General features: G+C 60.8%; 29 protein-coding genes. 14 read left to right on the top strand and 15 right to left on the bottom strand.

What is annotated here, in order from left to right; genetic code table 11:
* Positions 1 to 4 precede the first annotated feature (4 nt).
* The 3 genes from RVM26_RS02555 to RVM26_RS02545 form a co-directional block, all read right to left on the bottom strand.
* Entirely contained in the window at positions 5 to 340 is a 336-nt protein-coding gene (locus RVM26_RS02555) for an alkylphosphonate utilization protein (protein WP_498940616.1), read from the bottom strand.
* 71 nt (positions 341 to 411) lie between these two features.
* A complete protein-coding gene (locus RVM26_RS02550; protein ID WP_498940614.1) occupies positions 412 to 774 on the bottom strand; it encodes a winged helix-turn-helix transcriptional regulator in 363 nt (120 codons plus the stop codon).
* Between the two features lie 85 nt (positions 775 to 859).
* Positions 860 to 1,984, bottom strand: a complete 1,125-nt coding sequence (locus RVM26_RS02545) for an RNA-guided endonuclease InsQ/TnpB family protein (RefSeq protein WP_039175924.1) — start codon at positions 1,982 to 1,984, stop codon at positions 860 to 862.
* A gap of 157 nt (positions 1,985 to 2,141) precedes the next feature.
* Here RVM26_RS02545 and RVM26_RS02540 point away from each other — a divergent pair, with 157 nt between their 5' ends.
* Positions 2,142 to 2,471, top strand: a complete 330-nt coding sequence (locus RVM26_RS02540; protein WP_498940612.1) for a nuclear transport factor 2 family protein — start codon at positions 2,142 to 2,144, stop codon at positions 2,469 to 2,471.
* On the top strand, positions 2,468 to 3,241 hold the full coding sequence (locus RVM26_RS02535; RefSeq protein ID WP_498940610.1) for an SDR family oxidoreductase: 774 nt from the start codon (positions 2,468 to 2,470) through the stop codon (positions 3,239 to 3,241). Before RVM26_RS02540 ends, RVM26_RS02535 begins: the two co-directional genes overlap by 4 nt.
* Positions 3,242 to 3,297: 56 nt before the next feature.
* On the opposite strand, the gene RVM26_RS02530 is transcribed toward RVM26_RS02535, so the two are convergent.
* Positions 3,298 to 4,191, bottom strand: coding sequence for a dihydrodipicolinate synthase family protein (locus RVM26_RS02530; protein WP_498940608.1), 894 nt, complete (start codon positions 4,189 to 4,191; stop codon positions 3,298 to 3,300).
* A 54-nt stretch (positions 4,192 to 4,245) separates the two neighbouring features.
* Positions 4,246 to 4,998, bottom strand: coding sequence for a Rossmann-fold NAD(P)-binding domain-containing protein (locus tag RVM26_RS02525; RefSeq protein WP_498940606.1), 753 nt, complete (start codon positions 4,996 to 4,998; stop codon positions 4,246 to 4,248).
* A gap of 175 nt (positions 4,999 to 5,173) precedes the next feature.
* Here RVM26_RS02525 and RVM26_RS02520 point away from each other — a divergent pair, with 175 nt between their 5' ends.
* Positions 5,174 to 6,001, top strand: coding sequence for a helix-turn-helix domain-containing protein (locus RVM26_RS02520; RefSeq protein WP_498940604.1), 828 nt, complete (start codon positions 5,174 to 5,176; stop codon positions 5,999 to 6,001).
* A gap of 27 nt (positions 6,002 to 6,028) precedes the next feature.
* Positions 6,029 to 6,640 carry a LysE family translocator gene (locus tag RVM26_RS02515; protein WP_039175903.1) on the top strand — a complete coding sequence of 204 codons (612 nt, stop codon included), beginning with the start codon at positions 6,029 to 6,031 and terminating at the stop codon, positions 6,638 to 6,640.
* Here the strand turns inward: RVM26_RS02515 and RVM26_RS02510 are convergent.
* From RVM26_RS02510 to trpB, 3 genes are all read right to left on the bottom strand, one after another.
* Positions 6,624 to 6,944, bottom strand: a complete 321-nt coding sequence (locus RVM26_RS02510; RefSeq protein WP_498940602.1) for a hypothetical protein — start codon at positions 6,942 to 6,944, stop codon at positions 6,624 to 6,626. The genes RVM26_RS02515 and RVM26_RS02510 overlap by 17 nt on opposite strands.
* A 162-nt stretch (positions 6,945 to 7,106) precedes the next feature.
* Positions 7,107 to 7,955, bottom strand: coding sequence for a tryptophan synthase subunit alpha (gene trpA / locus RVM26_RS02505; protein WP_498941698.1), 849 nt, complete (start codon positions 7,953 to 7,955; stop codon positions 7,107 to 7,109).
* Between the two features lie 32 nt (positions 7,956 to 7,987).
* Positions 7,988 to 9,205: a tryptophan synthase subunit beta gene (gene trpB, locus RVM26_RS02500; RefSeq protein WP_498940600.1), complete on the bottom strand. Its 1,218-nt coding sequence runs from the start codon at positions 9,203 to 9,205 to the stop codon at positions 7,988 to 7,990.
* 121 nt (positions 9,206 to 9,326) lie between these two features.
* Here trpB and RVM26_RS02495 point away from each other — a divergent pair, with 121 nt between their 5' ends.
* Positions 9,327 to 10,217 (top strand): LysR family transcriptional regulator, encoded by an 891-nt coding sequence (locus RVM26_RS02495; RefSeq protein ID WP_498940598.1) that lies wholly within the window; start codon positions 9,327 to 9,329, stop codon positions 10,215 to 10,217.
* On the opposite strand, the gene RVM26_RS02490 is transcribed toward RVM26_RS02495, so the two are convergent.
* Together RVM26_RS02490 and RVM26_RS02485 are read right to left on the bottom strand one after the other, a co-directional pair.
* Positions 10,214 to 10,612, bottom strand: a complete 399-nt coding sequence (locus tag RVM26_RS02490; protein WP_287804450.1) for a VOC family protein — start codon at positions 10,610 to 10,612, stop codon at positions 10,214 to 10,216. The two genes, RVM26_RS02495 and RVM26_RS02490, sit on opposite strands and share 4 nt — an antisense overlap.
* Positions 10,613 to 10,678: 66 nt before the next feature.
* Positions 10,679 to 12,259, bottom strand: a complete 1,581-nt coding sequence (locus RVM26_RS02485) for a PQQ-dependent sugar dehydrogenase (RefSeq protein ID WP_498940596.1) — start codon at positions 12,257 to 12,259, stop codon at positions 10,679 to 10,681.
* A gap of 192 nt (positions 12,260 to 12,451) precedes the next feature.
* On the opposite strand from RVM26_RS02485, the gene RVM26_RS02480 reads away from it, so the two are divergent.
* From RVM26_RS02480 to RVM26_RS02460, 5 genes are all read left to right on the top strand, one after another.
* On the top strand, positions 12,452 to 13,384 hold the full coding sequence (locus RVM26_RS02480) for a PI-PLC domain-containing protein (RefSeq protein ID WP_498940594.1): 933 nt from the start codon (positions 12,452 to 12,454) through the stop codon (positions 13,382 to 13,384).
* Positions 13,385 to 13,578: 194 nt separating this feature from the next.
* Positions 13,579 to 14,040, top strand: a complete 462-nt coding sequence (locus tag RVM26_RS02475; protein ID WP_227407753.1) for a hypothetical protein — start codon at positions 13,579 to 13,581, stop codon at positions 14,038 to 14,040.
* A 49-nt stretch (positions 14,041 to 14,089) separates the two neighbouring features.
* Complete coding sequence (locus tag RVM26_RS02470; RefSeq protein ID WP_227408091.1) at positions 14,090 to 15,214, top strand: porin family protein; 1,125 nt, start codon at positions 14,090 to 14,092, stop codon at positions 15,212 to 15,214.
* Between the two features lie 24 nt (positions 15,215 to 15,238).
* Complete coding sequence (locus tag RVM26_RS02465) at positions 15,239 to 18,091, top strand: bifunctional diguanylate cyclase/phosphodiesterase (protein WP_498940592.1); 2,853 nt, start codon at positions 15,239 to 15,241, stop codon at positions 18,089 to 18,091.
* Between the two features lie 2 nt (positions 18,092 to 18,093).
* Positions 18,094 to 18,879: a lysophospholipid acyltransferase family protein gene (locus RVM26_RS02460; RefSeq protein ID WP_498940590.1), complete on the top strand. Its 786-nt coding sequence runs from the start codon at positions 18,094 to 18,096 to the stop codon at positions 18,877 to 18,879.
* Between the two features lie 6 nt (positions 18,880 to 18,885).
* Here RVM26_RS02460 and RVM26_RS02455 read toward each other — a convergent pair whose 3' ends face one another.
* Positions 18,886 to 19,359 (bottom strand): hypothetical protein, encoded by a 474-nt coding sequence (locus tag RVM26_RS02455; protein ID WP_498940588.1) that lies wholly within the window; start codon positions 19,357 to 19,359, stop codon positions 18,886 to 18,888.
* On the opposite strand from RVM26_RS02455, the gene RVM26_RS02450 reads away from it, so the two are divergent.
* Complete coding sequence (locus tag RVM26_RS02450) at positions 19,358 to 19,525, top strand: hypothetical protein (RefSeq protein ID WP_498940586.1); 168 nt, start codon at positions 19,358 to 19,360, stop codon at positions 19,523 to 19,525. The genes RVM26_RS02455 and RVM26_RS02450 overlap by 2 nt on opposite strands.
* A gap of 16 nt (positions 19,526 to 19,541) precedes the next feature.
* On the opposite strand, the gene nfsA is transcribed toward RVM26_RS02450, so the two are convergent.
* Entirely contained in the window at positions 19,542 to 20,273 is a 732-nt protein-coding gene (nfsA, locus tag RVM26_RS02445; RefSeq protein WP_498940584.1) for a nitroreductase family protein, read from the bottom strand.
* A gap of 242 nt (positions 20,274 to 20,515) precedes the next feature.
* On the opposite strand from nfsA, the gene RVM26_RS02440 reads away from it, so the two are divergent.
* Positions 20,516 to 21,283 (top strand): class I SAM-dependent methyltransferase, encoded by a 768-nt coding sequence (locus RVM26_RS02440; protein ID WP_498940582.1) that lies wholly within the window; start codon positions 20,516 to 20,518, stop codon positions 21,281 to 21,283.
* Between the two features lie 58 nt (positions 21,284 to 21,341).
* Here RVM26_RS02440 and RVM26_RS02435 read toward each other — a convergent pair whose 3' ends face one another.
* Positions 21,342 to 23,003, bottom strand: coding sequence for a methyl-accepting chemotaxis protein (locus RVM26_RS02435; protein ID WP_498940580.1), 1,662 nt, complete (start codon positions 23,001 to 23,003; stop codon positions 21,342 to 21,344).
* 181 nt (positions 23,004 to 23,184) lie between these two features.
* Positions 23,185 to 24,246 carry an NAD(P)-dependent alcohol dehydrogenase gene (locus tag RVM26_RS02430; protein ID WP_189463671.1) on the bottom strand — a complete coding sequence of 354 codons (1,062 nt, stop codon included), beginning with the start codon at positions 24,244 to 24,246 and terminating at the stop codon, positions 23,185 to 23,187.
* Positions 24,247 to 24,442: 196 nt separating this feature from the next.
* Here RVM26_RS02430 and RVM26_RS02425 point away from each other — a divergent pair, with 196 nt between their 5' ends.
* Positions 24,443 to 25,345 (top strand): AraC family transcriptional regulator, encoded by a 903-nt coding sequence (locus tag RVM26_RS02425; protein ID WP_498940578.1) that lies wholly within the window; start codon positions 24,443 to 24,445, stop codon positions 25,343 to 25,345.
* Positions 25,346 to 25,374: 29 nt separating this feature from the next.
* Here the strand turns inward: RVM26_RS02425 and RVM26_RS02420 are convergent, their stop codons facing one another.
* Positions 25,375 to 25,800 carry a VOC family protein gene (locus RVM26_RS02420; RefSeq protein ID WP_039175852.1) on the bottom strand — a complete coding sequence of 142 codons (426 nt, stop codon included), beginning with the start codon at positions 25,798 to 25,800 and terminating at the stop codon, positions 25,375 to 25,377.
* 135 nt (positions 25,801 to 25,935) lie between these two features.
* Here RVM26_RS02420 and RVM26_RS02415 point away from each other — a divergent pair, with 135 nt between their 5' ends.
* The gene (locus tag RVM26_RS02415; protein WP_498940577.1) at positions 25,936 to 26,802 is read left to right on the top strand and encodes a LysR family transcriptional regulator; all 867 of its coding nucleotides are present in this window, start codon (positions 25,936 to 25,938) and stop codon (positions 26,800 to 26,802) included.
* Positions 26,803 to 26,815 lie beyond the last annotated feature (13 nt).

Raw genomic sequence — 26,815 nt, 5'->3', positions numbered from 1 at the left:
TTCATCAAGCCTTCTTCACAAACTGCGCGGTCACCATCATGTCGCCTGCGCCGTCTACCTTGCAGTCCAGCTGGTGGTCTTTGCCCTCTTTTAGCCGCTTGATGACGGCCTTGGTGCCGATCTTGAGCACCAGAGAGCTACCTTTCACCTTGAGATCCTTGACCAGCGTGACCTTGTCGCCTTCGGCCAGCGGCGTGCCGTGGGCATCGGCCACGTTCACGGCCTCTTCGGCGGCGGCTTCTTCAGGGTTCCATTCGTGGGCGCATTCGGGGCAGATGAACAGGCGTTGGTCCTGGTAGACGAATTCGGATTGGCAGCGGGGGCACGGTGGGCAAGACATGAGCAGTGGCTTCTAAAGTGAATGAGCGGGTGATGATACTGAGCCGGGGCAGACTTGGCGACTGACGAGGCTCACGCGCGGGCATCGTCTGCGTGTTCGGTAGGGTGAAACGCCTCCTTCTGCTCGGCCCACGTCAGCAGGGCATCCAGCGCGGGGCAGAGCGCCTGGCCCCACTCGGTCAGGCGGTACTCCACCTTGGGCGGCACTTGCGGGTACACCGTGCGCGCGACGATGCCATCGCCTTCCAGTTGACGTAGCTGCTGGGCGAGCATCTTTTGCGAGATGCCGGGAATCAGTTTTTCAAGATCGGAGTAGCGCTGCACCTTGCCATCGAAGAGGTGGAAGAGAATGATCAGCTTCCAGCGGCCTTCCAGCATTTTTAATACATCTTCCACTCCGCTGGCCGCGCTAGTGGGCGTGTAAATCCTTCTCATGGCTGACACTCCCCGCCCGTTGGGCGAGGGTTCTTGAGTCACCCCAAAAACCTTCCTGCTTCCCCACGCCTTCACTAGACAGCGGCTACGCCGCTGCCCCCGCTCCAGTCGCTCCACAGGCGAAACCCGCCAGTCCGGCGGTTCGGATATTGTTGGCCGCGTTGATGTCGCGGTCGATGGCCACGCCACAGCCCTCACAGTGCCAATGGCGCTGCGATAGCGGCAGCTTCTCGACCTTGTGGCCGCAGCCGTGACACAGTTTGCTGCTGGGGTACCACTGGCTCACTTTGACGAGTTGCCGGCCCGCCCAGGCGGCTTTGTACTCAAGCTGGCGCACGAACTCGCCCCAGCCGGCATCGCTGATGGCCTTGGCCAATGAACGGTTCTTGACCATCCCGGTGATGTTCAGCGACTCGATGCAGATGACTTGGTTTTCGTTGATCAACGTGCGAGAGGCTTTATGGATGGCGTCGCGGCGACAGTCAGCGATCTTGGCATGCAGTCGCGCCACTTTTTGGCGCAGTTTTTGACGGTTGCGAGAGCCTTTCTGCTTCTTCGCCAGTCGGCGCTGCAGGCGAGCCAGCTTGGCTTCGTAGTGTTTCAGATGACGCGGATTGCCGGACTTTGCGCCGTCGCTGGTGATGAACAAGTCGCTCAGGCCAAGGTCTATGCCTACCGTTTTTGGCGTGACCGGGAAGGCTTCTGGCACGAAGTCGCACAGACAGCTTATGAAATAGCGTCCGGCACGATCGCGTGAAATCGTGATGCTGGAGGGTTCGCTGGGCAGCGGACGGCTCCAGCGGATCGGCAATGGCGTCTTTGCTTTGGCAATAGTGATCTCGCCATCCCGATAGCGAAACGCTGCCCTGGTTAGCCGGATAGACTGGCGGCCATCCTTCTTTTTGAAACGCGGATACCGTGCTTTGAGCTTTGGGTTGAAGAAGTTGTCGAAGGCGGTTTTCTGATCGCGCAACGTCTGCTGCAGGATCACGCTAGACACGTCTTTCAACCACGGGTAGTCGGCTTTGAGTGACACCAGGCGCTTTTCCGCTGCCGAATGCGAGACTGACTCGCCGCGCTGCTGATACGCTTCAGTGCGATAGTGCAAAGTGTTGTTCCAGACAAAGCGCGCACACCCGAACGACTGCGCCAACAGCGCTGCCTGCTCGGTGGTGGGATAGAACCGTTCTTTGTAGGCACGCTTTGTCATACTGGATAAATTATCAGCTTATTGAGGCGGTATCAATACAGCACCGCTGCGCGGTGCGCGCTTGTATCACTGCCCGATTGGGCGATGCTTTACGCGCAGTTTTGGTAAGCCTAAGCAGAAGATCCTCGCACAGCAACTACGATGAGGAAGGCCCACCATGAGCATGTCACTCCCACCCCACATTGCCACCTATATCGCCATTAGCAACGGCGCGGATGATGCCCCGCTGGCGGAGTGCTTTACCACGGATGCCCGCGTGCTGGATGAAGGGCAAACTCACCAGGACATTGCCGCCATTCGTGCCTGGTTACGCGATACCCGCCGCCAGTTTGAGTACCACGTGGAGCCCACTGACGTCTCTCGTGATGGCGACAAGATGGTGATTACCACCACCGTGACCGGCGATTTTCCCGGCAGCCCGGTGCAGCTGTTTCACCATATCGAACTGGCCGATGAACGCATTCACAGCTTGGAGATTACCCCATGAACCTGCAGCTTAGCGGCCGTCGCGTATTGATCACGGGCGGCGGTAAAGGCGCGGGTGCGGCGGTGGTGGCGCTGTTTCGTGAAGAGGGCGCGCAGGTGCTCACCACCGCCCGCAACCGCCCCACTGCCCTGCCTGAAGAGCTGTTTGTCGCTGCCGATCTCACCACTGTGGATGGCTGCGCCACCGTGGCGGAAGCCGTGAAGGCGCGCATGGGCGGTGTGGATATTATCGTGCATGTGGTGGGCGGCTCGTCCGCCCCGGCAGGCGGCTTTGCGGCCCTGGGTGAAGAGGAGTGGCAGCAGGAGTTGAACCTGAACCTGTTCCCCGCCGTGCGGCTGGATCGCGCCCTGCTGCCGGGCATGCTGGCCCAGGGTGAAGGGGTGATCGTTCACGTGACCTCGATTCAGCGGGAGCTGCCTTTGCCAGAATCCACAACGGCTTACGCGGCAGCCAAGGCGGCGCTTTCGACCTACAGCAAAAGCCTTTCGAAGGAGGTTTCCCCACAGGGGGTGCGGGTAGTGCGCGTCTCGCCGGGTTGGATCGAGACGGAAGCCGCCGTTGCCTTGGCCATGCGGCTGGCCAAGCAGGCAGGCACCGATTACGAGGGCGGCAAGCAGATCAACATGGGCGCTTTGGGCGGCATCCCGTTGGGCAGGCCTTCTACCCCAGCAGAAGTGGCGAACCTGATTGCGTTCGTGGCCTCGCCGCTGGCAGGCTCGATCACGGGCACGGAGTTCGTGATCGATGGCGGCACGGTGCCGGTGGCCTAGCCGAACAATGCGTTAATGACATAGTGCTGGTGTGATGAGACCCGTTCAGCCAGTGTCTAACCAAGCCCCAGCGCCTCGATCACCGCCCTCACCTGCTGGCGTGCCTGCCCTTGCAGGGTATTCAGTGGCTGGGGCAGGCAGGGTGCGCTCACGCGGCCAGTGAGTTCGGCCATGGTCGCGGCCACCCGCAGGCTGCCGCCATGTTCATGGTAAAGCGCCCATAGCGCTGCCAGCGCGTTGGAGTGGGCCAGGGTCTGTTCGGCATCTCCCGTTTGAGCGGCGCGGGTCAGCGCCAGCGCGTGTTCCGGATAGAGCCCACCGAATACCGAATACCATGCCTCGCAGCCTGCCAGCAGGCCCGTGGCGGCGGCAGGGTCGCCGCTGATGCCGATGGTTACATCATTAGGGATCAGCGCCCGCAGCCGCGCCACCCGGGCACTGGCGTCGTGCCGATCGTTGGGCACCGGTGGAATCTTGATGGAGCGCACCTGTGGCAGCGCGGCAATGCGCCCGTGCAGCTCATCGCTGAAGGTGAAGTGGGTGGTGCCGGGGTTGTCGTACACGCACAGCGGCACGCTGATGGCGCGGCTGACGGTACTGAACAGGTTGAACACATCGTCGTCGGTGAGCTTCTGGTAAGACACTGGCGCTAGCAGCAGGCCACTCGCCCCGGCCTGCTGGGCATGTTCGGCGTTGGCCAGCACATCGCGAGTGCGCAGCGCGCCAATGCCCACCACCACCGGCACCTCAGCGGCGTTTTCCACGCTCAGCCTGGCCACGCGGGCCCGCTCCTCCACGCTCAAATAAGCGTAGCTGCCGGTAGAGCCCAGCACGCCGATGGAATCCACCTGCGCGTGGGCCAGTCGGGCCACTAGCTGGATGAACTCCTGCTCGTTGATGCCCTGCTCGTTCATGGGGGTCAGCGGAAACGCACTCAGGCCGGTAAACATGGGGTGTCCTTTTTTGGGGGGCTGCCTGGGCAGCCAAGGGGGCTGGTCAGGGCGTTACAGGCCGCCCGCCAGATCCAGTAAAGTGCCGGTGGCAAAGGATGACTTGTCACTGGCCAGCCAGACAATGGCTTCTGCCACTTCGGAAGGCTGGCCACCCCGTTGCAGGGGGATGCGAGACTTCAAGCGGTCTACGCGGGCAGGCTCGCCGCCGAGTGCGTGCATCTCGGTGTAGATGAGGCCGGGGCGCACTGCATTCACGCGGATGCCTTCGGCCGCGACTTCCAGCGCCAACCCCCGAGTCAAGGTATCCACGGCCCCTTTCGAGGCGGCGTAATCCACGTACTCGTTGGGCGAGCCGCTTTTGGCGGCCATGGAGGAAACATTGACGATACTGCCGCCCGCGCCGCCCTGGCGGGTAGACATGCGCTGCACGGCCTCCTTGCAGCAGAGAAAGCAGCTCATGACGTTCTTTTGCAGCACGTTGCCAAAACGCTCCGGCGAGATATCCACTAGCCGCGCCTGGGTGTTGAGAATGGCGGCGTTGTTGACCAGCACCGTCAGTGTGCCGAGTTCCTGATCGACCCGGCGAAACAGGTTCGCCACCTCACCGGCTTTCGACACATCCGCCTTCACGGCCAGGCAGCGCACGCCCAGAGCAAGGATGTCACTGCGCACACGCTCGGCGGCCGCGTCGTTTTCGACATAGTTGAGGCACACATCGTAGCCATGCCGGGCGAACAGCCGGGCCGTCTCGGCACCAATGCCTCGACTCCCGCCGGTAATCACCACTACGTTGGGGTTTGCCATGCGCCCTCCTCGTTTGCCAGCGTTTTGCGAATGCCGCCCACTGTGTACCGTCTAGTGAATATACACTGACACCGCCGTTGAGCAATTATGTACAAGCCACGCTGGCGCACGCGTCATATCCTGAAACGGGTCAGGGTAAGCCCGCCATGGGCCGAATGCGATCAAGGAGGTTGGCATGGACAGCAGCCAGTTCGAGTTTTTCAAAAATCATCATGTGCCGTCACTAACCGTCTTGAAAGCGGCCATCGAGGATTTTAGCTATGACCGTCATGCCCACGAGGAGTACGCCTTTGGGGTGACGCTGGCGGGGCGACAGGATTTCTTCAGCGGCGGGCAGTTTCATCGTAGCCCACCGGGCAACGTGATTCTGTTCAACCCTGAAGAGGTTCACGACGGCCACGCTGGCGGTGAGCAGGCTTTGGGCTACGTGATGGTATACGTGCATCCCAACCATGCGTTGCCGCTGTTCGAGGAGCTGCTTGGCCGCCCACAAACGTCACCGTTTCGCTCCCGGAGTACGCTGATTCACGACCCGCTGCTGCGCCAGGCGATACAGGAAGTCGCACGCCTGACCACGCATCAAGCGGGCAGCTGCATCGACCAGGAAAACGCGCTGTATCGCGTGATCGAGCGCATGGTTCAGCTTGGCGGGCACATGGTGACTGGCCAACGCACCAGCCGCCCAGACACGCTGTTGGGCCACGCCAAAACGTATATTCATGAGCATCTTGAGGCAGATATATCGTTGGACGACATCAGCCAGGCCGCGCATTTGTCGAAGTACCACTTTTTGAGGCTATTTCGCCAACAGTTCGGCATGACCCCTCATCAATACGTGATCAATTGCCGCGTGAACGCCGCCCGCTCCGCGCTCGACCAGGGCGCGCCACTCACCGAGATAGCGCTGCGTTTCGGCTTTGCGGATTTGAGCCACTTCAACCGCCGTTTCAAACGCATCTACGGCATGACCCCTTTCCAGTACCAACGCGACATCACGCGTTAAGCATCACGTCCACCTAGAGGTTTTCTCATGTTAGCAATCGTCGCCTATGCCCTGGGCGTCATGTACACGCCTGGGCCTGTGAATCTGTTGGGGTTGAATGTCGGTATCAACGGGCAGGGTAAAACCTCGCTGGGGTTTTGCCTGGGCGTGGGGCTGGCCATGCTGCTGTACTTGCTGGTGTTGGGGTGGGCGGGAGCCGCCTGGATATCTCAAGACTCCCTGGTGCTGCTCAGCGCGCTCGGCTGCGCTTATATCCTGTATCTGGCCTACAAGGTGGCCCGCGCCAATGCCACCCTGGATACCCACGCCCCGGCACCACGCATGCTCAGTTTTCGTGATGGCCTGATGATGCAGTTACTCAACCCTAAAGCCATGGTCGCGACACTGCCCATCGCGACGCTGCAGTTTCCTGCCGAGGGTATTCAGGGCATGAGCCTGTTTATCTGGGCACTGGGGCTGGCCGCACTGGCGGCAGGCGCCCCCGGCAGCTATGTGGTGATAGGCAGCCTGCTTGGTCAGCGTGTCAGGCAGCCCATGCTGATCAAAGGGTTCAACTGGGTCATGGCGGGGCTACTGGTAGCCGTAGCGGTATCGATTGGCCATGAACACGTTTGGCTCGTGGTTACTGCCCGAAGCTGATCCCCAAACGCAGGGCTTGCAGGCCGTCCAGCTGTACCGTGACCTCATCGGACCACAGCGGATGGCCTTGCACGCGCACGTTGACCGCCGCCTGGGAACCACGATACCCCACGGTGACGGCGATATTGGCGCTGTTGCTGACCGGCGCCAGCAGGCCGTACTCGACGTTATCCACGCTGACCGAGGCCAGACCACGGGATGCCAGCTGCTGCTCGACCTCCCCTTCGATCACCACGCCGTAATAGAAATAGATACCCGCATAGCCCAACCCCAGCAGTACCAGCAACGAAAAGAGCTTGCCCATAATTTTCCTCTGTTTGAGTACACGTGACGTTATCCCGCCGTCAAACGTGGATGATGCCTGTTTTCTAGAAACAACGGCAAGTTGGGCGTGGTGGATTCAGTAAAACACAGAGCGGGCCATCATGGCCCGCTCTGTGTTTTTGATAGCGCTTTCCCACTTCCTTCAGGCTGGCAAACCCGCACGCTCCTGCCGCGTTTCTCGGCACCCTCTCACACTGGCCGCCAGTTCTTTCACCAGCCCATGCACCCGCGTCACGGCGTCATCACCGCTGCTGGCGTGTTCGATGCAATCTACCAGGGCAGAGCCTACTACCACGGCGTCGCTGAAGCGACCAATGGTGGCGGCCTGTTCGGCGGTGCGAATGCCGAAGCCCACGGCAATGGGTAGCGGCGTGTGTTCGCGCAGCTGGTTTACGGCGCTTTCCAGCCGCTCGGGTGTGGGGGCACTGCCGCCGGTCACGCCCGCCACGGAAACGTAGTAGATGAACCCGGAAGCGTTGGCCAGCACCTTGGGTAGCCGCTTGGCATCGGTGGTGGGCGTGGCCAGACGAATGAAATCGATGCCGTACTGGGCGGCGGGCTGGCACAGCTCTTCATCGTGCTCGGGGGGCAGGTCCACCACGATCAGCCCGTCTACCCCTGCCTGGGCGGCGTCACTGAGAAAACGCTCGACGCCGTAGCAGTAAATCGGGTTGTAGTAGCCCATCAGCACGATGGGCGTGGTGCTGTTCTGCTCTCGGAACTGGCGCACCATTGCCAGCGTTTTGGCCTGGGTCTGGCCCTTTTCCAGGGCGCGCAGGGCAGCCTTTTGAATGGCGGGGCCATCGGCCATGGGGTCGCTGAACGGCATGCCGAGTTCGATGATATCCACACCGGCCTCCGGCAGCCCGTGCAGCAGGCGGCGGGAGGTCTCGGGGTCCGGGTCGCCCGCAGTGAGGTAGCTGACCAGCGCTGGGCGGTTTTGCTGTTTGAGCGCGGCAAAGCAGCTGTCGAGCCGAGAAGTACGTTGCAAGGTAGGTTGCATGGGAGTCTCCTGTATCGCGCTCATGAGTGTTTCATGCCAAAGCGATCGCCCAGATGCTGGGCCACGCTGTTCATGTCCTTGTCACCACGGCCGCTGAGGTTGACCACCATCAGGTGCTCGCGGGGCAGTGTCGGCGCACGCTTGGCGACTTCTGCCAGGGCGTGGGCGGTTTCCAGGGCGGGGATGATGCCCTCCTGGCGGCAGCAGATCTGGAAGGCTTCCAGCGCTTCGTCATCGGTGGCGGAAACATACTCGACCCGCCCTTGCTCGTGCAGCCAAGCGTGCTCGGGGCCGATGCCGGGGTAGTCCAGCCCTGCGGAAATCGAGTGAGCGTCGATAATCTGGCCATCTTCGTTTTGCAGCAGGTAGGTGCGGTTGCCGTGCAGCACGCCGGGGGTGCCGCCGTTCAGGCTGGCAGCATGTAGGCCGCTGTTGACGCCTTTGCCGCCTGCTTCCACGCCAATCATCTTCACATCGGCGTCATTCAGGAAGGGGTGAAACAGCCCCATCGCATTGGAACCGCCGCCAATGCAAGCCACCAGGGAGTCAGGCAAACGGCCCTGTTTTTCGAGCATCTGAGCGCGGGTTTCATGGCCAATCACCGCCTGAAAATCGCGCACCATGGCCGGGTAAGGGTGCGGGCCTGCCACGGTGCCAATGATATAGAAGGTGTCGTCGACATTCGTTACCCAATCGCGCAGCGCTTCGTTCATGGCATCCTTGAGCGTGCCGGTGCCTGAGGTGACGGGAATTACTTCCGCCCCTAACAGTTTCATGCGGAATACGTTGGGCTGCTGGCGCTCGATGTCGGTGGCACCCATGTAAATCACGCAGGGCAAACCAAAACGCGCTGCAACCGTAGCGGTGGCAACGCCGTGCATGCCTGCGCCGGTTTCCGCGATGATGCGCTTTTTGCCCATCTGCTTGGCCAACAATACTTGACCAATGCAGTTGTTGATCTTGTGTGCGCCGGTGTGGTTCAGCTCTTCACGCTTGAGGTAAATGCTCGCGCCGCCGAAGTGCTCGGTGAGGCGCTCGGCAAAGTAGAGCGGATTGGGGCGCCCCACGTAGTCGCCTTGAAAATAGGCGAGCTGGCGCTGGAATTCGGGATCGTTTTTGGCCGTGGTGTACTCATCCTGAAGCTCGAGAATCAGCGGCATCAGGGTTTCGGCCACAAAGCGGCCACCAAAGCTGCCAAACATGCCGTTGGTATCGGGTAGGCTTAAAGGTTTATTCATCACGACCTCTGAGTCTTGGGGCGATTTAGGGTTGTGATGACGTTAGCGCAGGCAGGCCGCAAGAAAAATCGATAAGATGGCAAACACCTGTGAGTTTTACGCAACTGTTTCAGGAGACCCCATGCAACACAGCCTGCCGCCCTTGAGCGCCCTGCGCGCCTTTGAAGCCACCGCCCGGCTAGGCAGCGTAACCGCCGCCGCCGATGAGCTAAGCGTGACCCACGGCGCGGTAAGCCGCCAGCTAAAGAGCTTGGATGAGCATTTTGGCGTGGCGCTGTTCACCAAAGCTGGGCGCGGGCTGGTGCTCACTCACCACGGTGAACGGTTGCAAAGCGGCGTGGGGGAAGCCTTCGCTAAACTCAGGGATAGTTGCACCCGTCTCAAGCATGAGGTGGAAGAGGCGCCGTTTACCCTGGCCTGCCCAGGCAGCCTGCTGGCCCGTTGGCTGATCCCCCGCCTGGACCGCGTGAACCAGGCGCTGCCCGAACTGAAGCTGCAAGTGGTGGTGAGCGATGCAGAACAGCCGGGCCAACCCGAGACCAGCGCCACGCTGGCCTTCTTCGAACCACCCTGGCCCGAGGAAGGCGAGCGCATTCCTCTGATAGCCGAGGAAATTTGCGCCGTGGCCAGCCCCCGGCTGGCCGAGGCCTGTCACGTGGAAGACCCCTCATCGCTGTTTGGCAGCAAGCTGCTCTATACCGCATCACGCCCTCAGGCGTGGCCGCAGTGGGCTGCCGCCCAAGGCCTGGAACCCACCGCATTGAAAGCAGCCCTGCAGCAGGGCCAGGGGTTTGCACACCTCTACTACCTGATGGAAGCCGCCGTGGCAGGGCTCGGGGTCGCCATTGCCCCCAGGCTACTGGTGGAAGACGACCTGAGAAGCGGTCGGCTGGTCGCCCCCTGGGGCTATATCGAAACCTCGGCCAGGCTCTGCCTGTGGCTACCCAAACACACCAACGCCCGCCGCAGCGAAGCCCTGGCGAGCTGGTTGCGCAGAGAGTTGGGAGCTTAAAGCCCAACTCGGTGTGGATACACCACGAAGGCAAGCTTGTTGCCGTCGGGGTCGCGGACGTAAGCCGCGTAGAAGCCGTCGCCGTACTGAGGGCGAAAACCGGGTTCGCCCTCGTCGCTGCCACCGCTTTGCAGGGCCAGCTGATGCAGCGTATCCACTTCCTTGATGTCGCTGAACTGGAAGGCGGTCATGGTGCCATTGCCTACCGTGGCAGGATGACCATCAAACGGCAGGCCCACGAAAAACTGGGGCACGTCGACATCATCCGGGTCACCGAAGGAAACACAGCTGTCATCCTGCCAGCAGATCTCCAGCCCCATGGCATTGAACAGCGGCGTGTAGAACTGAAGAGCACGCCCCAGATCCTGGGTTCCCACCATTGTGTAAGCCAGCATGCGCTATCTCCTCATCGCGCGGCGCGGCGCCGCTGAGTTGCCTTTCTCGTGCTTATTGTCTCGTACTTATTGTGGCTCGATTGGCGTCACTCTGACCAGTTTGCCCTGAGGGCTGTCGGTCAGCAGATAGACTGCGCCCTCGGGGCCTACTCGCACGTCACGAATGCGCGCGTCCAGCTCACCAAACAGCCCCTCTATGTCTTCGGCGCTGCCGTCTTCCTGCCAGCGTACCCGACGCACTTCACGATTGACCAATGCCCCCACCAGCAGGTCGCCCTGCCACTCGGGGAACAGCTCGCCCCGATAGACGGCCATGCCCGAAGGGGCGATAGAAGGCGTCCACTCCAGCGCCGGGGGCTGCATGCCGGGGTATTCGGTAAACGGCGAGACCCTGGCCCAGGTGTAATCCAGCCCGCCGGTGGCAATTGGCCAGCCGTAGTTGTTGCCGGGTTGGATGAGGTTGAGCTCATCTCCGCCTCGCGGGCCATGCTCGTGGGCAAACAGCTGCTGGCGCTGGGCGTCGTAAACCAGCCCCTGCACGTTGCGATGGCCAATACTGTAGAGCTCGGGCAGTGCATCGGCCTGAGCCAGGAAGGGGTTGTCGTCGGGCACGCTGCCATCGGCGTTCAGGCGCACGATGCTGCCGATATGGCTGCTCACCCGTTGGGCATCTTCACGGTTATCGAAACCATCGCCCAGGGTGAGGATCAGCGTGTCATCCGGCAGCCATGCCAGGCGCCCCCCATAGTGGGCATCGCCACGCTTGGCGGGGTGAACCCGAAAAATCTCTTCTACCTGCTCCAAACGCCCATCGCCCAGGGTGGCCCGAGCCAGGCAGGCATGATTGGCACTGGCCGTACCACAGGCGTAGCTGAGGTAGAGCTGTTGATTCGTCTCGAACTGGGGAGAAAGCAGCACATCGAACAGCCCCGACTGCCCAGAGGCAAACACCTCCGGCACGCCATCGAGGTCGGCCAGCGTCTGGCCGCTGTCATCCAGCAGCAATAGGCGTCCTGGGCGCTCGGTCACCAAAAAGCGGCCATCGGGCAAGAATGCCAGCGACCAAGGGTGCTCCAGCGCCTCGGCCAGGGTGTCGATCTGATAAGCCGTTTGGGCTTCGGCAGCGGGCTGAGTCACGGGCAGCACGAAGGAGACCAGCGCCATGGCCAGAGACGTGTGGCCATGGCGCTTGTGCGACGCGGGATACGTCAGCATGGCCAGCAGCCAGCCGGCTATGGCGGCCGTTGCCAGCATGGCGGCCAGCCCACCGGCAGTGCGGGTGGCTGCCACCAGCGTGGGCATGGGCGCAAACATATTGGTCAGCAGGAACGTCAGCCATAGCCCGGCCACGGCCGCCAGCGCAAAGGCCAGGCATCGAAGGCTGGCAGGCCACCGCCGAGTGAGCCAGCCCGCCACGGCCTGGGAGATCAGAAACCCCGCCAGAAACAGCCCTGAGTAAACGGGCGCAAAGTGAAGAAGATCCTGTGCCGTGGTCGAAAGCCGCGTACCCAGGGGAATGGCCACCCCCAACGCCTGCAATTCACTCAGATTCAATTGGGTTTGCACGACGCTGCCCAACACTACCCCGATGACCACCGCAAACAGCACACGAAGTACCAGCGCCCCCCTACCCTTCTTCTGTCTCATGATGTTCTCCACATTGAGCGTATTTTCCTACCAGCATACCTTTAATTGCCATCTTGTTCGTGGAGAGTGCTGGGAGAGTGCTGAATGAACACGCTGCCACGGGAAGTGCGTCCGATTCTTCAGGGAGTGCGTGCGTTTTTAATAGACAGACGTTATGTCCTTGATAAATATTACCTATTCCACGGAGCCACCATGCCGCGCTATACGAGTACTGCTGCCGCACTGACGGCACTCATGACCGTTGCTACTGCCGGGGTCGCCAGCGAGCCGCCGCTGGCCCAGCAGTTGAACGCCTTGGAAAACGTTCAGGTCATCGCGCATCGTGGCGCCAGCGGTCACGCTCCCGAAAGCACGATGCCCGCCTACGAGCTGGCTCACGAGTGGGGTGTGGACTATCTGGAGCTGGACGCTCAGCTCACCGCCGATGGCAAAGTGGTCATTTTTCATGACAACACGCTGGAACGTACCAGTAACGGTGAAGGGCATATCCATGAGCACACACTGGCCGAACTGAAGGCGCTGGATACCGGCAGCTGGTTCAACGAAGCAAACCCCGCGCAAGCGTCGGAAGACTTTGTCGGTTTACCCATGCTGACGCTGGAGGAACTGTTCGATCACTTCGGGCATACCACCCGCTATTATATCGAAACCAAGTCACCCCACTTGAACCCAGGCCTGGAAGCCGCGCTGGTAGAGCGCCTGGAGGCCTACGACCTTGTACAGGAAGGCCGTGTACTGGTGCAGTCGTTTGCTCAGGAAAGCCTGCTGAAAATACAGGCGCTCAATCCTGAGATCCCGCTGGTGCAACTGTTGTGGTACTCCCCTGGCGAGGGCGAAGGCTCCCCCATGGTCGAGTGGAACGACACCACGCCCGGGCCCGCCCAGATGCGTGCCAGCGACTTTCAGCGCATCGCCGAATACGCCGTCGGGATCGGCACCAACGCCCAGCGTGATGGGCAGGACGTGATCGATGCCGACTTTATTCGTCTGGCCCAGCAGAACGGCCTGCCAGTGCACGTTTACACCATCAACGAGCGCCCAGAGATGGAGCTCCTGATGCGCATGGGAGTCAACGGACTGTTTACGGATTACCCGGACCGCCTACAGTCACTGATCGTTGAATAAGCCTGCTTTTTCGAGTGCTGACGATCGTTACCCTGTCGCGCTTTTAGCGTACTATCTTTCTAATATAAAAATGACAAGAACGGCAGGGTCGAGACGGAAGCGTTGTTAGGTCATCGTTTGTACGTTGCAGGGGGATTTCCCATTCTTACACCCATGACACACGGCACTTGTTCCTGGTGCCCTTGCTGAACGTGATGCCACGGAGACCCTGGCGCGCCTATGGGCTGCTGGCCTTGATCTGGCTATGGCTGGTGCCCGCCAGTGCCCTGGCCGAAGCCGAGCCGACCGAGTCGTTCACGGCGATCGTTCTCGTGGCTCACCCGGACATCGAACTTTCAGCGCTGCCACGGGATGCCCTTCGCGCCATGTTTGCCATGCGCCAACGCACCTGGCCTGGCGGCCAGGCCATGCAGGTTTTTGTGTTACCCAATCGCGACCCTGTACATGCCCGCTTTGCCAAGGAGATGCTGGCCGTCTACCCGCATCAGCTGCAGCTCGCCTGGGACAGGATGGTGTTTTCTGGCATGGGGCAAGCGCCCCACCGTGTACGCGACCAAGTGGATATGCGCGAGCGAGTTGCCCGCACTCCCGGCGCGCTAGGCTACCTTGAACGGGAGTACCTGGATGAAAGCGTCCGTGTCATTTCCATGGAGTAAGCGCTTGGGGCAGCGCTGCGCCCTGGCGGGTTTGCTGGCCTGGCTGCCCATGGCAGGCATGGCTCAAGAGCACCCCGCCGACACCCTTCAGGTGCACGGGTTTCTCAGCCAGGCACTGGTCATCACCGACCATAACGACTTCTTTGGCCCCAGTAGCGACAAGGGCAGCCTGGAGTATACCGAACTGGGGTTGAACGCCTCGTTTCGCCCACACCGCCGGGTGCTGGTGGCAGGCCAACTGCTCAGCCGCCGTGCGGGAGGCGATACCAGCGATGCGGCCCCCACCCTCGACTATGGCGTGGTGGATTACCAGATGCTGTCCAGCCCGGCGCGCACGCTGGGGGTTCAGGTAGGCCGCTTCAAGAACCCGTTTGGACTCTATAACCAGACCCGGGACGTGGCCTTTACACGCCCGAGCATTTTGCTGCCTCAATCCATCTACTTTGACCGCACCCGCGCACTGGGGCTGGCGGCGGATGGTATCAGCCTGTATGCCGAGGAGCATACCCCGGCGGGTACGTGGCGCTTGAGAGGCGGCCTGGGTCGCCCGCAGACGGGCTCAGAGCTATCCGACCAGCTGTTTGGCGGCATGGCCCAACGAGTGTCTGCCTCCGAGCCCTCGGCCATCGCGCAGCTGCTCTTCGAAGACCACAGCGGCCAGTGGGTAGCGGCATTGAGCACGGCCTCGGTGCACCTCGATGCCACGCTCGTCGGTCAGGCGGCCGACTTCGAGTTTCAACCGTGGATCGCTTCCTTGCAGTACAACCAGGAGTACTGGAGCGTGACCGCCGAATACGCGCTGCGCCAGCAGGCCCTGAGCGGCGAGAACCTGCCACGCACGTTCGATATCACGGGTGAAAGCTGGTATGTCCAGTACCAGCGGCGCTTCTCTCCCGACTGGAGCGGCCTGATTCGCTTCGACCGGCTGGTCAACGATACCGATGACCGTTCGGGCCGCGCCTACGAACGGGCCGGGTTCGGTCCTGCGTATTCCCAATTCGCCGATGACATCACTCTGGGCGTGCAGTGGACACCCACGCCCCAGCTCATGCTGTCGGGGGAGTATCACTACGTGGATGGCACCGGCTGGCTGCCTCGGCAAGACAACCCCGATGCCGGCCTGACCCGCAAGCATTGGAACATGCTGCTGTTTCAACTCTCTCTGCGCTTTTAAACCCTGCCACCGGGATCTGTCTCGATGAATCAGTCCAGCCCACCCGTCAAGCGTCGCTCGAGTCTTGCCTGGCGTGTCATTGCGCCTAGCAGCTTGCTGCTGCTGGTGCTGGTGGCCCTGTTCATCTGGCTTGGCCATCATCACCTGACCCAGCAGCTCGAACAGAGCCGTCAGGGGCATCATGAGCGTCAACAGCGAGAAATCCGCCTGGCCATGCAGCGCTCTGCCGATAACCTGCGCCAGTTGGCAGGCTTGACGGCAAACGCCCCCGACCTGGGCAATGCCTTGGCTCAGAACGATGATGAAGGCCTACGCACGGTGCTGGCAGCCCAGTGGCCTTCGCTGCAGTTGGAAGCCGGGGTAGATGGCGTGTTCGTCTTCGATCGTCAGGGGCAGCAGCGTGGGCAGTCCGGGATGGGCTCCCCGGATATGGAGCTGCCCATTCGCGGCTGGGTAGACGACCTGCTGGCGCGAGAGATTCCCATCAAGACGCTACGCTGTACCACCAGCTGCCAGCAATATGCGGCGGTTCCCATTCTGGTGGATGGCGACAGCATCGGCATGGTCATGCTGTCTCGTTCGCTTGCCGACGTCACCCGCGAAGCCAAGGAGGTCTCGGGTAGCGAAGTAGCGCTGATGGTCACGGGCCACGTCGAGGGTGACTCCAACGACCCATCGCGATACCTGCCAGGCTGGAACGGTCATCTGGTGGCCATCACCAACCGAGAACCTACCCTGCCACTGCTGGAGCAAGCCTCGTTGGCAACGCCGATCTACCAGTTGGCAGACACGCCTTTCAGCATGGAGTACGCCGGACGCTACCTGGAGCTGAGCGCGGTTTACATGGAAGACGATGCCGATTGGCGCAGCACCAGCTATTTTCTGTTGATTTCAGACATCACGACGCAAACGACGGCCATTCAGCGGGCCACCAACACGCTGCTGGCGCTGGGCGTGGCGGGCTGGCTGGCGGCGGAATTGCTGCTGCTGGCGATCCTGCTCGGGCCCATGGCGCGGCTGCGCCGTGTAGCGGCCCTGTTACCGGCGCTGTCGGATGGGCAGTTTCAGCGCGTGCGCACCCGCCTGCCCATGACGCCCCCCAGGCGCTCCAATGAGATCGACATACTGGAAAATGCCACGCGCACCCTGGCCGACCAGTTGGAGCGTCTGGAGTCGTCGGTACATGATCACAGCGGTCAACTGGCCGAGCGTATCGAGGAGTTGGCCAGCGAGCGCGATTTCGTCAATAGCCTGCTGGATACGGCCCAGGTGTTCATCGTCGTGCAAACGGCCACTGGGCGCATTCAACGAGTCAATGAATATACCCGCAGCCGCCTGGGGTTGGCGGACCAGGATCTGGTAGGCCGCCATTTTTACGACATCTTCGACAGCTCTGCCCACCCTCTGTCAGGGGGAGCGGAGCACCGCAACGCTCAGCCCGCAGGCCAGTTCGCCAGCCATCAGCAGGAAGAGAAAACCCTGCATACCCAGGACAAGCGCTACGCCACCGTGGCCTGGTACCATGCGCCACTCACCAGCAGATATCGGGAGCGGGGAGCACGCATTTCGGTAGGTCTGGACATCACCGAGCGCAAAGCTGCCGAAGAGCGTTTGACCTGGCTGGCCGAACACGACCCACTCACCGAGCTGTACAACCGTCGCTATTTCCAGGATGCGGTTCAGCACGCCCTGCTGTGTCAGAGCGAAGGCGCCATCGTGCTGCTCGACCTCAACGAGTTCAAGGAGGTCAATGAGCTGAGCGGGCACCATGTGGGCGACCACCTGCTGCGTGAAGTTGCCGAAACGCTGTTCATCAATCTCGGGCAGCGTGGCACGATTGCCAGGCTGGGGGGCGATGAGTTTGCCCTGTTGCTGGAAGGGGTGAACAGCGAGCAAGCCATCAGCGTCGCCGACTATATCAACCAGTTGCTGAGCAGCATTGGCTTCCAGGCCGCAGGCCGGAAACATCATATCTCTGCCAGCATAGGGATCGCGCTGTTCCCGGCCCATGGGCAGACTTCTGCCGACCTGCTGGCCAGCGCCGACATGGCCATGTACAAGGCCAAAGAGAGCAGCAATCAGGATTGGTACCTGCTGTCCCAGGCCGAAAATGCCAAGGACGAGCTGCAGGAGCGGGTGTATTGGGTGGAACAGCTGCACAACGCGCTGGAACACGAGCAGTTCGAGCTGATGGTGCAGCCCATCGTGCGCCTCAAGGATCACGATATCAAACATTACGAAGTGCTGGTCCGCATGCGACACCCGGATGGCAGTCTGGTGGCGCCTCAGCACTTCATTCCGGTCGCCGAGCAGAGCGGCCTGGTAGTCGCTCTGGACCGCTGGGTCATCAGGCACAGTCTGCAAGCCTTGGGCAAGCTGCAGGAGCGCGGTGTTTCGCTGGCCGTGAACCTGTCGGGGCAGTCGCTTCACGACCTGGGCTTGAAACAGTACCTCACCGACGAGCTGCGCAGCAGCGGTGCCGACCCTCACCACCTGATTCTCGAAGTCACGGAAACGGCAGCCATCACCGACTTTTCCACCGCCCGCAACGTATTGCAAACGTTCAGAGACCTGGGCTGCCGTACCGCGCTGGACGACTTTGGCATCGGCTTCAGCAGTTTCCATTATCTTGGCCAACTGCCGGTGGATTACATCAAGATCGATGGCTCGTTCATTCGTAGCCTGCTGATCAATCCCGACAGCCATACCATCGTCAAAGCAATTGCCGACATTGCCAAGGGGTTCGGTAAACAGACCATCGCTGAATTCGTTGATCAGGCACCGTTGACGCCTATTCTGCAAGAGTACGGCATTACCTATGGACAAGGGTTCTATTTGGGAAAACCCATCCCATTAACGCAGCTCATACAAGGATAACGATGGTGATCACGACAATAACTCCCCCCGTCACCACGCCTGAAACGCTTGTCGAAAACACTTTCTCACCGGCCTTCTTCGACACGCATTTTTCCCTGTTGATTGCTCATACACCCATTGAAAAACTGCGCGCCTTTACCCTGCGCCACGCGGTGTTCATCGAGGAGTTGAACTACGACCTCGGCAATGACAGTGCGCTCAATATCGAACACGATGACCATGACCAGCAGTCGCTGGTGTGCCTGCTTCACCACAAGGCCACAGGATTGGATGTAGGATGCCTGAGGGTCGTACTGTTCGACGAGCACAATGGCCACGAGCAGCACAGCCTGCCGCTGGAAGCCTATTATGGGGAGCATCTGTTTTTACCAAACACGCACCCCCGCTGCTTTGCTCATCAGCAGGTATGCGAAGTCTCGCGGTTGGCCGTTCATTCTACGGTGCGTCGCAAGCATAGCGACGTACAAAGCCCCTACGAAAGCATCAAGGAGAGCCCTGCCCTGCTCAGCCTGAGCCTGTTTCTGGCCGCCACCGCCTTGGTGGGCCTCAGCCAGCGCCCACATGCGTTCGCCATGCTCGAGCCACGCTTCAGCCGCTTGCTGAAGGCTTCCGGCCTCCAGTTTCATCAAGTGGGCGGCGTGATCGACTACTGCGGTAGCCGTGCCGCCTACTATATCGACCAGCGAGTGGCCGAGGAACATTTGCCGAAGCGCATTACGCCTCTCTACCAGTTCATCAAGGGCCAACTGGCGAGCCAGTTGGCCAACAGTCCGCTGCTGCAAACGTGATGGTGATCACGCCGGCTGTGAGCCTGGCTCCTCCTCGCGAGTGAACTCCTGTGGCGCGACGCTCGCGAACTTTTCGGCAAAGAACAGCAGCGTTTCAGGATGGCGAAAGCGCTGCTCGAACGTCTCCTGACCTTTGGGGGTGCGGCGGGTAACGCTGGCCTGATAGGCACTGCCTACTTTGGAGACGCGGACACTGTTCTCGTGACCCGGCTCCCGGTGATACGCCGTGACGTTGGACTGCTGCTCCAACAGTTGGGCCAGCTTCGACGCGGCCACTCGCTCTTCTTCACTGGCCCACAGCGGCTGGTCTCGATTGCCGTAGTGATAGAGCATGACGGCCAGGATGAGAGCAAAGATGCTGCTGATGAGCATCCAGGTCAGTTCTACGCCCGCCACTGGCGTACTCAGCAGAATGCCCATCTGCACCAGGCTTCCCACGGCAAACACCAGCGCCAGCGGCCGCCACATGCGCTGATTCATGACGCCTCGGTTGAGCATGTATCCCCACAGCCCCACGACCCCCAACACCCCAAAAAAACAGGTGCACCAGCGCCAGCGGTGTCCCGCCCCCGAAGAGAATGGCAATGACGCCCATCACGGGCAGCAGGCTGTAAAGCCCAGCGAAGAGAAGGTAGGCACGCTGTAGGGACATGAAGGGCTCCTTATTTCATGGTAAAGCCACGCTTCACTAGAAAGTCACGCATATGGGGGCGCAGCTTGTTGTCGAACAGCGGGGTGAGGTTGTGCGACCAGTCACTGTTTTTATTGCCGCTACTGCGTGATTGGTAGTAGGCCCGCATGGTGTCATCGAAGGCCACGACCTGATCACTGTCATCAGTGTAGTAGTCCTCTTTCAGAATCGCCTCCACGGGCAGCCTGGGCTTGACCTCCGGCTGATGGTCCGGGTAGCCCAGACACATACCGAATACCGGGTACACATGGGGCGGCAGCTTGAGCAGTTCACTGACGGCCTCGGGGTTGTTGCGAATCCCGCCGATGTAGCAGATGCCCAGCCCTTCCGACTCGGCCGCCACGGCCACGTTTTGGGCCATCAGCGCCGTGTCCACGGTGGCCACCAGCAGTTGCTCGGTCATGCCGCGCTCTACGTTGGCGCCAGTACGCGCCGAGGCTTCGGTAGGACGCTTCATGTCGGCGCAGAACACCAGAAATACCGCACTGCTGGCCACATAGCCCTGGCCACCGGACAGTTCGGCCAGTTGCTCTCGATTGGCTGCATCTTTCACGTGAATCACGCTGTACGCCTGCACATGGCTGGAGGTCGCCGCCGCCTGCCCAGCCTTGATCAGCTCCAGGAGCAGCCCACGGGGAATCTCCTGGTCGGTGAATTTACGAATGGAACGGTGGGACTGCAAGAGCTTGATAACGTCGTTCATGGTGCCTCGAGGGTGTAGTGTATGGATTGTCAAACAAAGATGACCAGCTTACGTGAAACGTGATGGAACCAGTATAGCGTCAGGATATGTCACCAACGGCCAAGACAGTACGCATCAACAACTGAATACACTGTGTGACTGGGGCTTATCCAGCGGATGGCTATACTGTAAAAAGCGTTATTCTAATACAGTGTTTCACTCTGAATAATCGCACCACTGAATAACGATGCCAGGATGCCGCCATGACAAACACCTCACATACCCCGCCTGGGCAAGCATGGAATGCTAGCCAGTACGCGGAAAACGCATCTTTCGTGCCCAAGCTGGGCCACGAGGTGCTGAAGCTGCTCTCCCCTCAGCCGGGTGAGCGCATTCTGGATCTGGGCTGCGGTGATGGCGTATTGAGCGAGCGCATCATGCAGCTGGGCGCTGACGTGCTGGGCGTCGATGCGTCAGCGGAAATGGTCGCGGCGGCGCAGCAGCGCGGCGTGACGGCCAAAGTCGTCGATGGCCACCAACTGCCCTTCGACCACGAGTTCGATGCAGTTTTCAGCAATGCCGCCCTGCATTGGATGCTGGACCCTCAAGCCGTGTTGGCCGGCGTCAAGCGAGCCCTCAAGCCTGGTGGCCGCTTCGTGGCCGAGTTTGGTGGGCACGGTAACGTGGCGGCCATCTGCACCGCGCTGATTGCCTCGCTGCAGTTCCGTGGCATCAGCTCCAAAGGGCGTCACCCGTGGTATTTCCCGACGGCAGAGGATTACGCCAACCTGCTGCAAACGGTGGGCTTTCGTATCGACAGCATCGAGCTCATCCCACGCCCTACGCCGCTGCCCAAGGGCATGGCCAACTGGTTGGACACCTTTGCCAGCCCGTTCTTCCACGGCCTGGATGACGACCTGAAAGATGCCGTGTTCGATAATGCGGTCAACCTGCTGGCGCACAGCCTGAGCGATGGTCGCGGCAACTGGACCGCCGACTACGTGCGCCTGCGCGTGGTGGCTCACGCCTGAAAGAAAAACGCCCCCTGAGCACATCGTGCGCACAGGGGGCGTTCTATGGTCTTCCTCTTTAGAATTCGTCCCACTCGTCCTGCTGTGTCTGGGTAGACTTGGCTTTGGGCATCGGGGCGGGTGCTTGCCGCCCAAGAGCGGGCGCTGTCTCCTGCGGCGCAGGCGACAATTGCTCGCCAGCGGCCAGCCGGAAGGTAGAGATCAGTTCTGCCAGACCGCTGGCCTGGCCCTCCAGGGCAGTGGCCGCCGCGCTGGTTTCCTGCACGAGCGCCGCGTTCTGCTGAGTCACCGAATCCATTTCGGTCAACGCCGCATTGATCTGCTCGATCCCTCCGCTCTGTTCACGGGTTGCCGTGGAAATTTCACCCACCAGCGTGGTGACCTGACGAATGGCGTCCACCGTCTGATGGATGGTTTGCCCGCTGCGCTCGGCCTGGCTGGCACCGCTGGTGATCTGTGCCGTGGTTTGCTCGATGAGGCCACGAATCTCCTTGGCCGACTCGGCACTGCGGGTAGCGAGAGAACGCACCTCACTGGCCACCACGGCGAAGCCGCGCCCCTGCTCACCGGCTCGGGCCGCTTCCACGGAGGCATTGAGCGCCAGGATATTGGTCTGGAAGGCAATCGAGTCGATCACGCCAATGATGTCGTTCACCTTGTCGGCGCTGGCCGCAATATCCCGCATCAGTTGCACGGTTCGCTCGACCTCGTCGCCACTCAGCTCTGCCGACTGCGATGCCGCCACGGAGAGCTGGTCGGCCTGCTGGGCGATATCCGCATTGGTACCCACCGTGGTCGCCATCTGCTCCATGCTGGAAGCCGTTTGCTGAAGCGCGGCGGCCTGCTGCTCGGTACGCGAGGAGAGGTCCTGACTGCCGGAGGAAATCTCGCTGGCCCCGCTATAGACGTGCTCACTGCTGCTGCGCAACGAGAGGACCAGCGTCCTGAGCTTTTCCTGCATGGCGGCCAGCCCCATGAACAGCTGGCCAATCTCGTTACGGCCGCGGTCTTCGATACGCCCGGTCAGGTCGCCGTCGGCAATGCGCGCAAAGTGGTCCAGCGCCTGGCGCAGCGGCGTCACCACCCCGCGCACCATGGCAATACGAATGACCAGCGCCGCCAATAGTGAAAACAGCAGTAGACCAATGGCGATGGCACCGACCCAGGTCGCGACTCGCTCAACCTGTTGCATCACCTGCTGACCACGAGATTCGGTATAGGCCACAAAACCGCTCATCGCCGTATCCAGACGCGCGCTATGCTCGCCCAGCTCCGCCTGGCGGCGCTGGATCTGGAAAGGCGGCGCATTCAACAAAGGCTCCAAGCCCTCCACCACAAAGGCTTGATAAGCCTCGGCCACCGCATCTCGGTAGCGGGAAAGCTCACTTTCCGGGGCCACCCCCACAGAGGAGAACTCCTCGAAGTACTGTTGCGCGATCTGCGTGGCCTCCACTGCCTGCCCCTGGCTTTCCTGACCTCTTTCAGGATTGCCCATGGTACTGAAGCTGGCAGCGCGGTCGAGAAAGGTCTGCGCCCGTAACGCATTGACCTGCATTCGGTTGGCCAGATTGACCAGCCGCACATTGGTATTGTTGATTTCGGCAAGTGCCTGACCGCTGTTGGTATTGGCATAAAAGCCCAGCCCGCTAATCAGGCCAATCATCACCACCAGCACCGCGAGGGCAGCCGTCAGGCTCCATTTGATTGAGAGATGCTTCATGGGTGAGTTCCCCTGTGCTTATTCGTTATGGCACTGCTCAAGCGAAGGGTAAAACAATCCACGCCAAAAAACGGCCTTTCTACGACTTATGTATATCAACAAATTTTCATTGATGGGCCCACAAAAAAGCCCACTCCCCGAGAAACCCTCGGAGAGTGGGCATCGCTACCCGTGACCTGCCTCAGGCAGGCGTGTTTTTCAGCGTGGCCATGTCGATCACGAAGCGGTAACGCACGTCACCTTTTTCCATGCGCTCGAAACCTTCGTTGATGTCGTTGATATCCAGCATTTCGATATCGCAGGTGATGTTCTGTTCGGCGCACAGCTTCAAGAGCTCTTCCGTTTCGGCAATCCCGCCGATCAGTGAACCAGCCACCACGCGGCGCTTGAAGACCAGATTGAACGCTTCGATGGTCGGCTCGATGGGCTCCAGCAGCCCGACGATGATATGCGTACCGTTGTACTTGAGCGCGGCCAGGTAGGGGTTGAGGTCATGCTGCACCGGCACGGTGTCCAGCATGAAGTCGTAGGTCTCTGCCACGGCCTCCATTTGCGCCGGGTCGCTGGACACCACCACGTGGTCAGCGCCGTTTCGCTTGGCTTCCTCTACCTTGGCGTCGGAACGGGTAAATACCGTGACTTCTGCGCCCAGCGCCTTGGCCAGCTTCACGCCCATATGGCCCAGGCCACCCATACCAATCACACCGATCTTGTGCCCTTTACCTACCCCGAAATGCTTCAGCGGTGAGTAGGTAGTGATACCGGCGCACAGGATAGGCGCTGCCGAGGCCAGATCGATACCGTCAGGCATCTTGAGCACGAAATGCTCGCTCACCACGATGGCATCGGAATAGCCGCCCTGGGTCAGGGTGCCATCCTGACGGTCGGGGCTACCGTAGGTCATGGTGAAGCCTTCCAGGCAGTATTGCTCTACGCCTTCTTGGCAGGCCGAACAGGTACGGCAGGAATCGACCATACAGCCCACCCCTACCAGATCGCCTACCTGGAAGCGGCTCACGTCGCTGCCCACAGCGGTTACGCGGCCGACGATCTCGTGACCGGGCACGACGGGGTATTGGCTCATGCCCCAGTCGTTACGCGCAAAGTGCAGGTCGCTGTGGCATACGCCACAGTAGAGAATTTCGATGGCAACGTCGTCGGCACGCGGCGCACGACGCTCAAAGGTAAACGGCGCGAGGGGTTTGTCGGCAGAAAACGCGGCGTAAGATTTTGCTTGGCTCATGGAAACTCCTGTTCAAGGCATCCCGCCCATGCGAGAGAAGTCACCATTATTGGCCGTACCGCCGCGGTTAGCGATGAACGAAGCTCCGTTTTTTTTGCCTATTTCTCTACTCAAGCGTAATAAAATAACAAAAATTCGCTCAAAAAAGGCACAATCGTCGCAGCTGCCCCAAAACTGTCTACCTTTCGGAGCTACCATGGCCACTACCACCGCTGCCGGTAATGCCCTCGCTCAGTGCCTTTCTCCCTTGATTCGACGGGAAGGAATGAACGCCTCGACACTGCCACGCGTCAGCCTGCTGTGTCTGAAACGGCATCAGCCGCGCACCCCGCTCATGTACGAACCGGGGCTGACGGTGATTGCCCAAGGGCGAAAGATCGGTTACTTGGGTGACCGCGAGATTCACTACAATCCTGGCCACTATCTCGTTCAGACCCTGCCGCTGCCTTTCGAGTGCGAAACACACGGCTCCGAAGAGGCGCCGCTGTTGGGTATTTCGGTCTCTCTGGACCCCGCACTGCTCAACGAGCTGGTCACGGCCATGGGCGATCAGGGGCCGCTTGTGCAAACCGTGAAAACCCCCAGGCCCATGGCCTCGGTGGCCATGAACGAGGGCATGCTGGCCGCCGTACTGCGGCTCGCCCACACCCTGCACGACGAGATGGAGTGCCGCACCATGGGGGCAGCGCGCATACGCGATGTGGTGTTCGAAGCGCTCAAGGGGGAACAGGGGCAAGCGCTGCGTGCGCTGGTCAGCGGCCATGGCCACTATGCGAGAATCGTGCAGGTGCTTTCCCACCTGCACGCTCATTTTGCCGATCCGTTTTCGGTGGAACAGCTGGCTCGTCAAGCCAACATGAGCGTCTCGACCTTTCATCAGCACTTCAAGCAGATCACTCGGGCTTCCCCAGCGCAATACTTGAAACGGCTGCGGCTGCTGAAGGCTCAGCAGCTATTGCTGCAGGACCGCCATAACGTCAACCAGACCGCCTTGGCCGTCGGCTACCGCAGCGTGCCTCAGTTCAGCCGCGACTATAAGCGTTACTTTGGCGAGCCACCGCTACAGCATCGCCGACAGGAGCAGGCCATGCGCGCCTGACACGCGCCCTGTCGGCGACACAAGCGCACTTACTTGGCAAAAATCTGGCTCTTGTCCTTGAACGCCTTGAACTCCAGCGCATTGCCGCAGGGGTCGAGCAGGAACATGGTGGCCTGTTCGCCCACTTCTCCCTTGAAGCGAATATAGGGTTCGATCACGAAATCGGTATCGCGGGCTTTCAGGCGCTCGGCCAGCGTTTCCCACTCATCCCACTCCAGGATGACACCAAAATGCGGTACCGGCACATTATGGCCATCCACCGGGTTGGTATGGGCGCTTTCCTGCCCAGGCGTCTTGGGATGCCCGTGAATCACCAGCTGGTGGCCAAAGAAGTTGAAATCCACCCAATGGTCACTGGAACGCCCCTCTTCCAGACCAAAAACATCATTGTAGAAAGCGCGTGCCAGCGGCACATCGTAAACGGGGATTGCCAGGTGGAAAGGGGAAAGGCTCATGAGAAGCTCCTGTTATCGGGTATGCCGCGATGTGCTGCGTTTAGGGTTGGTTCAGCCATCCTAAAAGCCGCCATGCAAAAATAAAATCAATTGTTTTTTGATAAACTCACAAAAAATATTGATGAGTTACCGATCATGATTCGTGAGCTTAAAACGCTTGTCGCCGTGGCCCAGCACGGCACTTTTGCCGCTGCCGGGCAGCAGACCGGGCTGACCCAGGCGGCCGTCAGCGCCCAGATGAAGCGCCTGGAAGCGGAGCTGGGGGTCACACTGTTCGAGCGCAGCGGTCGCCATGCCGTCCTCACCCCGCGAGGGCAGGAAACCCTGCAGCAGGCCCGCACCCTGCTGGCGCTGTACCGAACGCTGGGGGCAGCAGGCACCGACCAGGCCCCCGGCACGCTCATCACGCTAGGCGCCATTGCCTCGTATCAACGTACGCTGCTACCGGACGTGCTGGCACATTTTCACCGCCACTTTCCCCACTGCCGCAGCCGGGTGGTGCCTGGGCTGTCACTGGGGCTGATGAGCCAAGTGGATGCAGGAGAGCTCGACATGGCCGTGATCATTCGGCCGCCCTTCTCGCTGCATAGCGACCTGCGCTGGCAGCCGCTGGCCCATGAACCCTTTCGCCTGTTGGTACCGCAGGGCTGGTCAGGGAGCGATTGGCGAGCATTGCTGGAGCGTCATCCGTTCGTGCGTTACGACCGGACGTCCTTTGGGGGGCGGCAGGTCGAGCGCTTCTTGCGCGATCAGCACTGCCAGGTGCGCGATGTGTGTGAAGTCGATGAGCTGGATGCCATCGTTCGGCTGGTGGCCAACGGCGTGGGCGTCGCGCTGGTACCAGAGCCTCGCGCCCTTGACCATTGGCCCAGCGGCATCAGGGCAGTCAGCCTCGGTGAGCACACCTTTCACCGGGATATCGGGGTGGTATATCGAGGCGATCAACCTGGCCACGAGGCAGCCCGTGCCCTGATCGCTCTGCTGGTGGAATACGCCGCATAGCAATGAACGAAAC

Origin of the sequence: Halomonas sp. KM072 (assembly GCF_050710315.1) — a bacterium.
GTDB lineage: Bacteria > Pseudomonadota > Gammaproteobacteria > Pseudomonadales > Halomonadaceae > Vreelandella > Vreelandella hamiltonii.
This window is presented reverse-complemented; position numbering and strand designations above follow the sequence as displayed.

Coding starts and splice junctions, on each gene's coding strand:
- RVM26_RS02435 (WP_498940580.1), bottom strand. CDS start 23,003: ATGAAGCATCTCTCAATCAAATGGAGCCTGACGGCTGCCCTCGCGGTG.
- RVM26_RS02430 (WP_189463671.1), bottom strand. CDS start 24,246: ATGAGCCAAGCAAAATCTTACGCCGCGTTTTCTGCCGACAAACCCCTC.
- RVM26_RS02530 (WP_498940608.1), bottom strand. CDS start 4,191: ATGTTTACCGGCCTGAGTGCGTTTCCGCTGACCCCCATGAACGAGCAG.
- RVM26_RS02455 (WP_498940588.1), bottom strand. CDS start 19,359: ATGAATCAGCGCATGTGGCGGCCGCTGGCGCTGGTGTTTGCCGTGGGA.
- RVM26_RS02450 (WP_498940586.1), top strand. CDS start 19,358: ATGACGCCTCGGTTGAGCATGTATCCCCACAGCCCCACGACCCCCAAC.
- RVM26_RS02460 (WP_498940590.1), top strand. CDS start 18,094: ATGGTGATCACGACAATAACTCCCCCCGTCACCACGCCTGAAACGCTT.
- RVM26_RS02540 (WP_498940612.1), top strand. CDS start 2,142: ATGAGCATGTCACTCCCACCCCACATTGCCACCTATATCGCCATTAGC.
- RVM26_RS02520 (WP_498940604.1), top strand. CDS start 5,174: ATGGACAGCAGCCAGTTCGAGTTTTTCAAAAATCATCATGTGCCGTCA.
- RVM26_RS02550 (WP_498940614.1), bottom strand. CDS start 774: ATGAGAAGGATTTACACGCCCACTAGCGCGGCCAGCGGAGTGGAAGAT.
- RVM26_RS02510 (WP_498940602.1), bottom strand. CDS start 6,944: ATGGGCAAGCTCTTTTCGTTGCTGGTACTGCTGGGGTTGGGCTATGCG.
- RVM26_RS02465 (WP_498940592.1), top strand. CDS start 15,239: ATGAATCAGTCCAGCCCACCCGTCAAGCGTCGCTCGAGTCTTGCCTGG.
- RVM26_RS02535 (WP_498940610.1), top strand. CDS start 2,468: ATGAACCTGCAGCTTAGCGGCCGTCGCGTATTGATCACGGGCGGCGGT.
- RVM26_RS02470 (WP_227408091.1), top strand. CDS start 14,090: ATGGCAGGCATGGCTCAAGAGCACCCCGCCGACACCCTTCAGGTGCAC.
- nfsA (WP_498940584.1), bottom strand. CDS start 20,273: ATGAACGACGTTATCAAGCTCTTGCAGTCCCACCGTTCCATTCGTAAA.
- trpB (WP_498940600.1), bottom strand. CDS start 9,205: ATGAATAAACCTTTAAGCCTACCCGATACCAACGGCATGTTTGGCAGC.
- RVM26_RS02440 (WP_498940582.1), top strand. CDS start 20,516: ATGACAAACACCTCACATACCCCGCCTGGGCAAGCATGGAATGCTAGC.
- RVM26_RS02415 (WP_498940577.1), top strand. CDS start 25,936: ATGATTCGTGAGCTTAAAACGCTTGTCGCCGTGGCCCAGCACGGCACT.
- RVM26_RS02480 (WP_498940594.1), top strand. CDS start 12,452: ATGCCGCGCTATACGAGTACTGCTGCCGCACTGACGGCACTCATGACC.
- RVM26_RS02485 (WP_498940596.1), bottom strand. CDS start 12,259: ATGAGACAGAAGAAGGGTAGGGGGGCGCTGGTACTTCGTGTGCTGTTT.
- RVM26_RS02525 (WP_498940606.1), bottom strand. CDS start 4,998: ATGGCAAACCCCAACGTAGTGGTGATTACCGGCGGGAGTCGAGGCATT.
- RVM26_RS02420 (WP_039175852.1), bottom strand. CDS start 25,800: ATGAGCCTTTCCCCTTTCCACCTGGCAATCCCCGTTTACGATGTGCCG.
- RVM26_RS02490 (WP_287804450.1), bottom strand. CDS start 10,612: ATGCTGGCTTACACAATGGTGGGAACCCAGGATCTGGGGCGTGCTCTT.
- RVM26_RS02475 (WP_227407753.1), top strand. CDS start 13,579: ATGCCACGGAGACCCTGGCGCGCCTATGGGCTGCTGGCCTTGATCTGG.
- RVM26_RS02425 (WP_498940578.1), top strand. CDS start 24,443: ATGGCCACTACCACCGCTGCCGGTAATGCCCTCGCTCAGTGCCTTTCT.
- RVM26_RS02515 (WP_039175903.1), top strand. CDS start 6,029: ATGTTAGCAATCGTCGCCTATGCCCTGGGCGTCATGTACACGCCTGGG.
- RVM26_RS02545 (WP_039175924.1), bottom strand. CDS start 1,984: ATGACAAAGCGTGCCTACAAAGAACGGTTCTATCCCACCACCGAGCAG.
- RVM26_RS02555 (WP_498940616.1), bottom strand. CDS start 340: ATGTCTTGCCCACCGTGCCCCCGCTGCCAATCCGAATTCGTCTACCAG.
- RVM26_RS02495 (WP_498940598.1), top strand. CDS start 9,327: ATGCAACACAGCCTGCCGCCCTTGAGCGCCCTGCGCGCCTTTGAAGCC.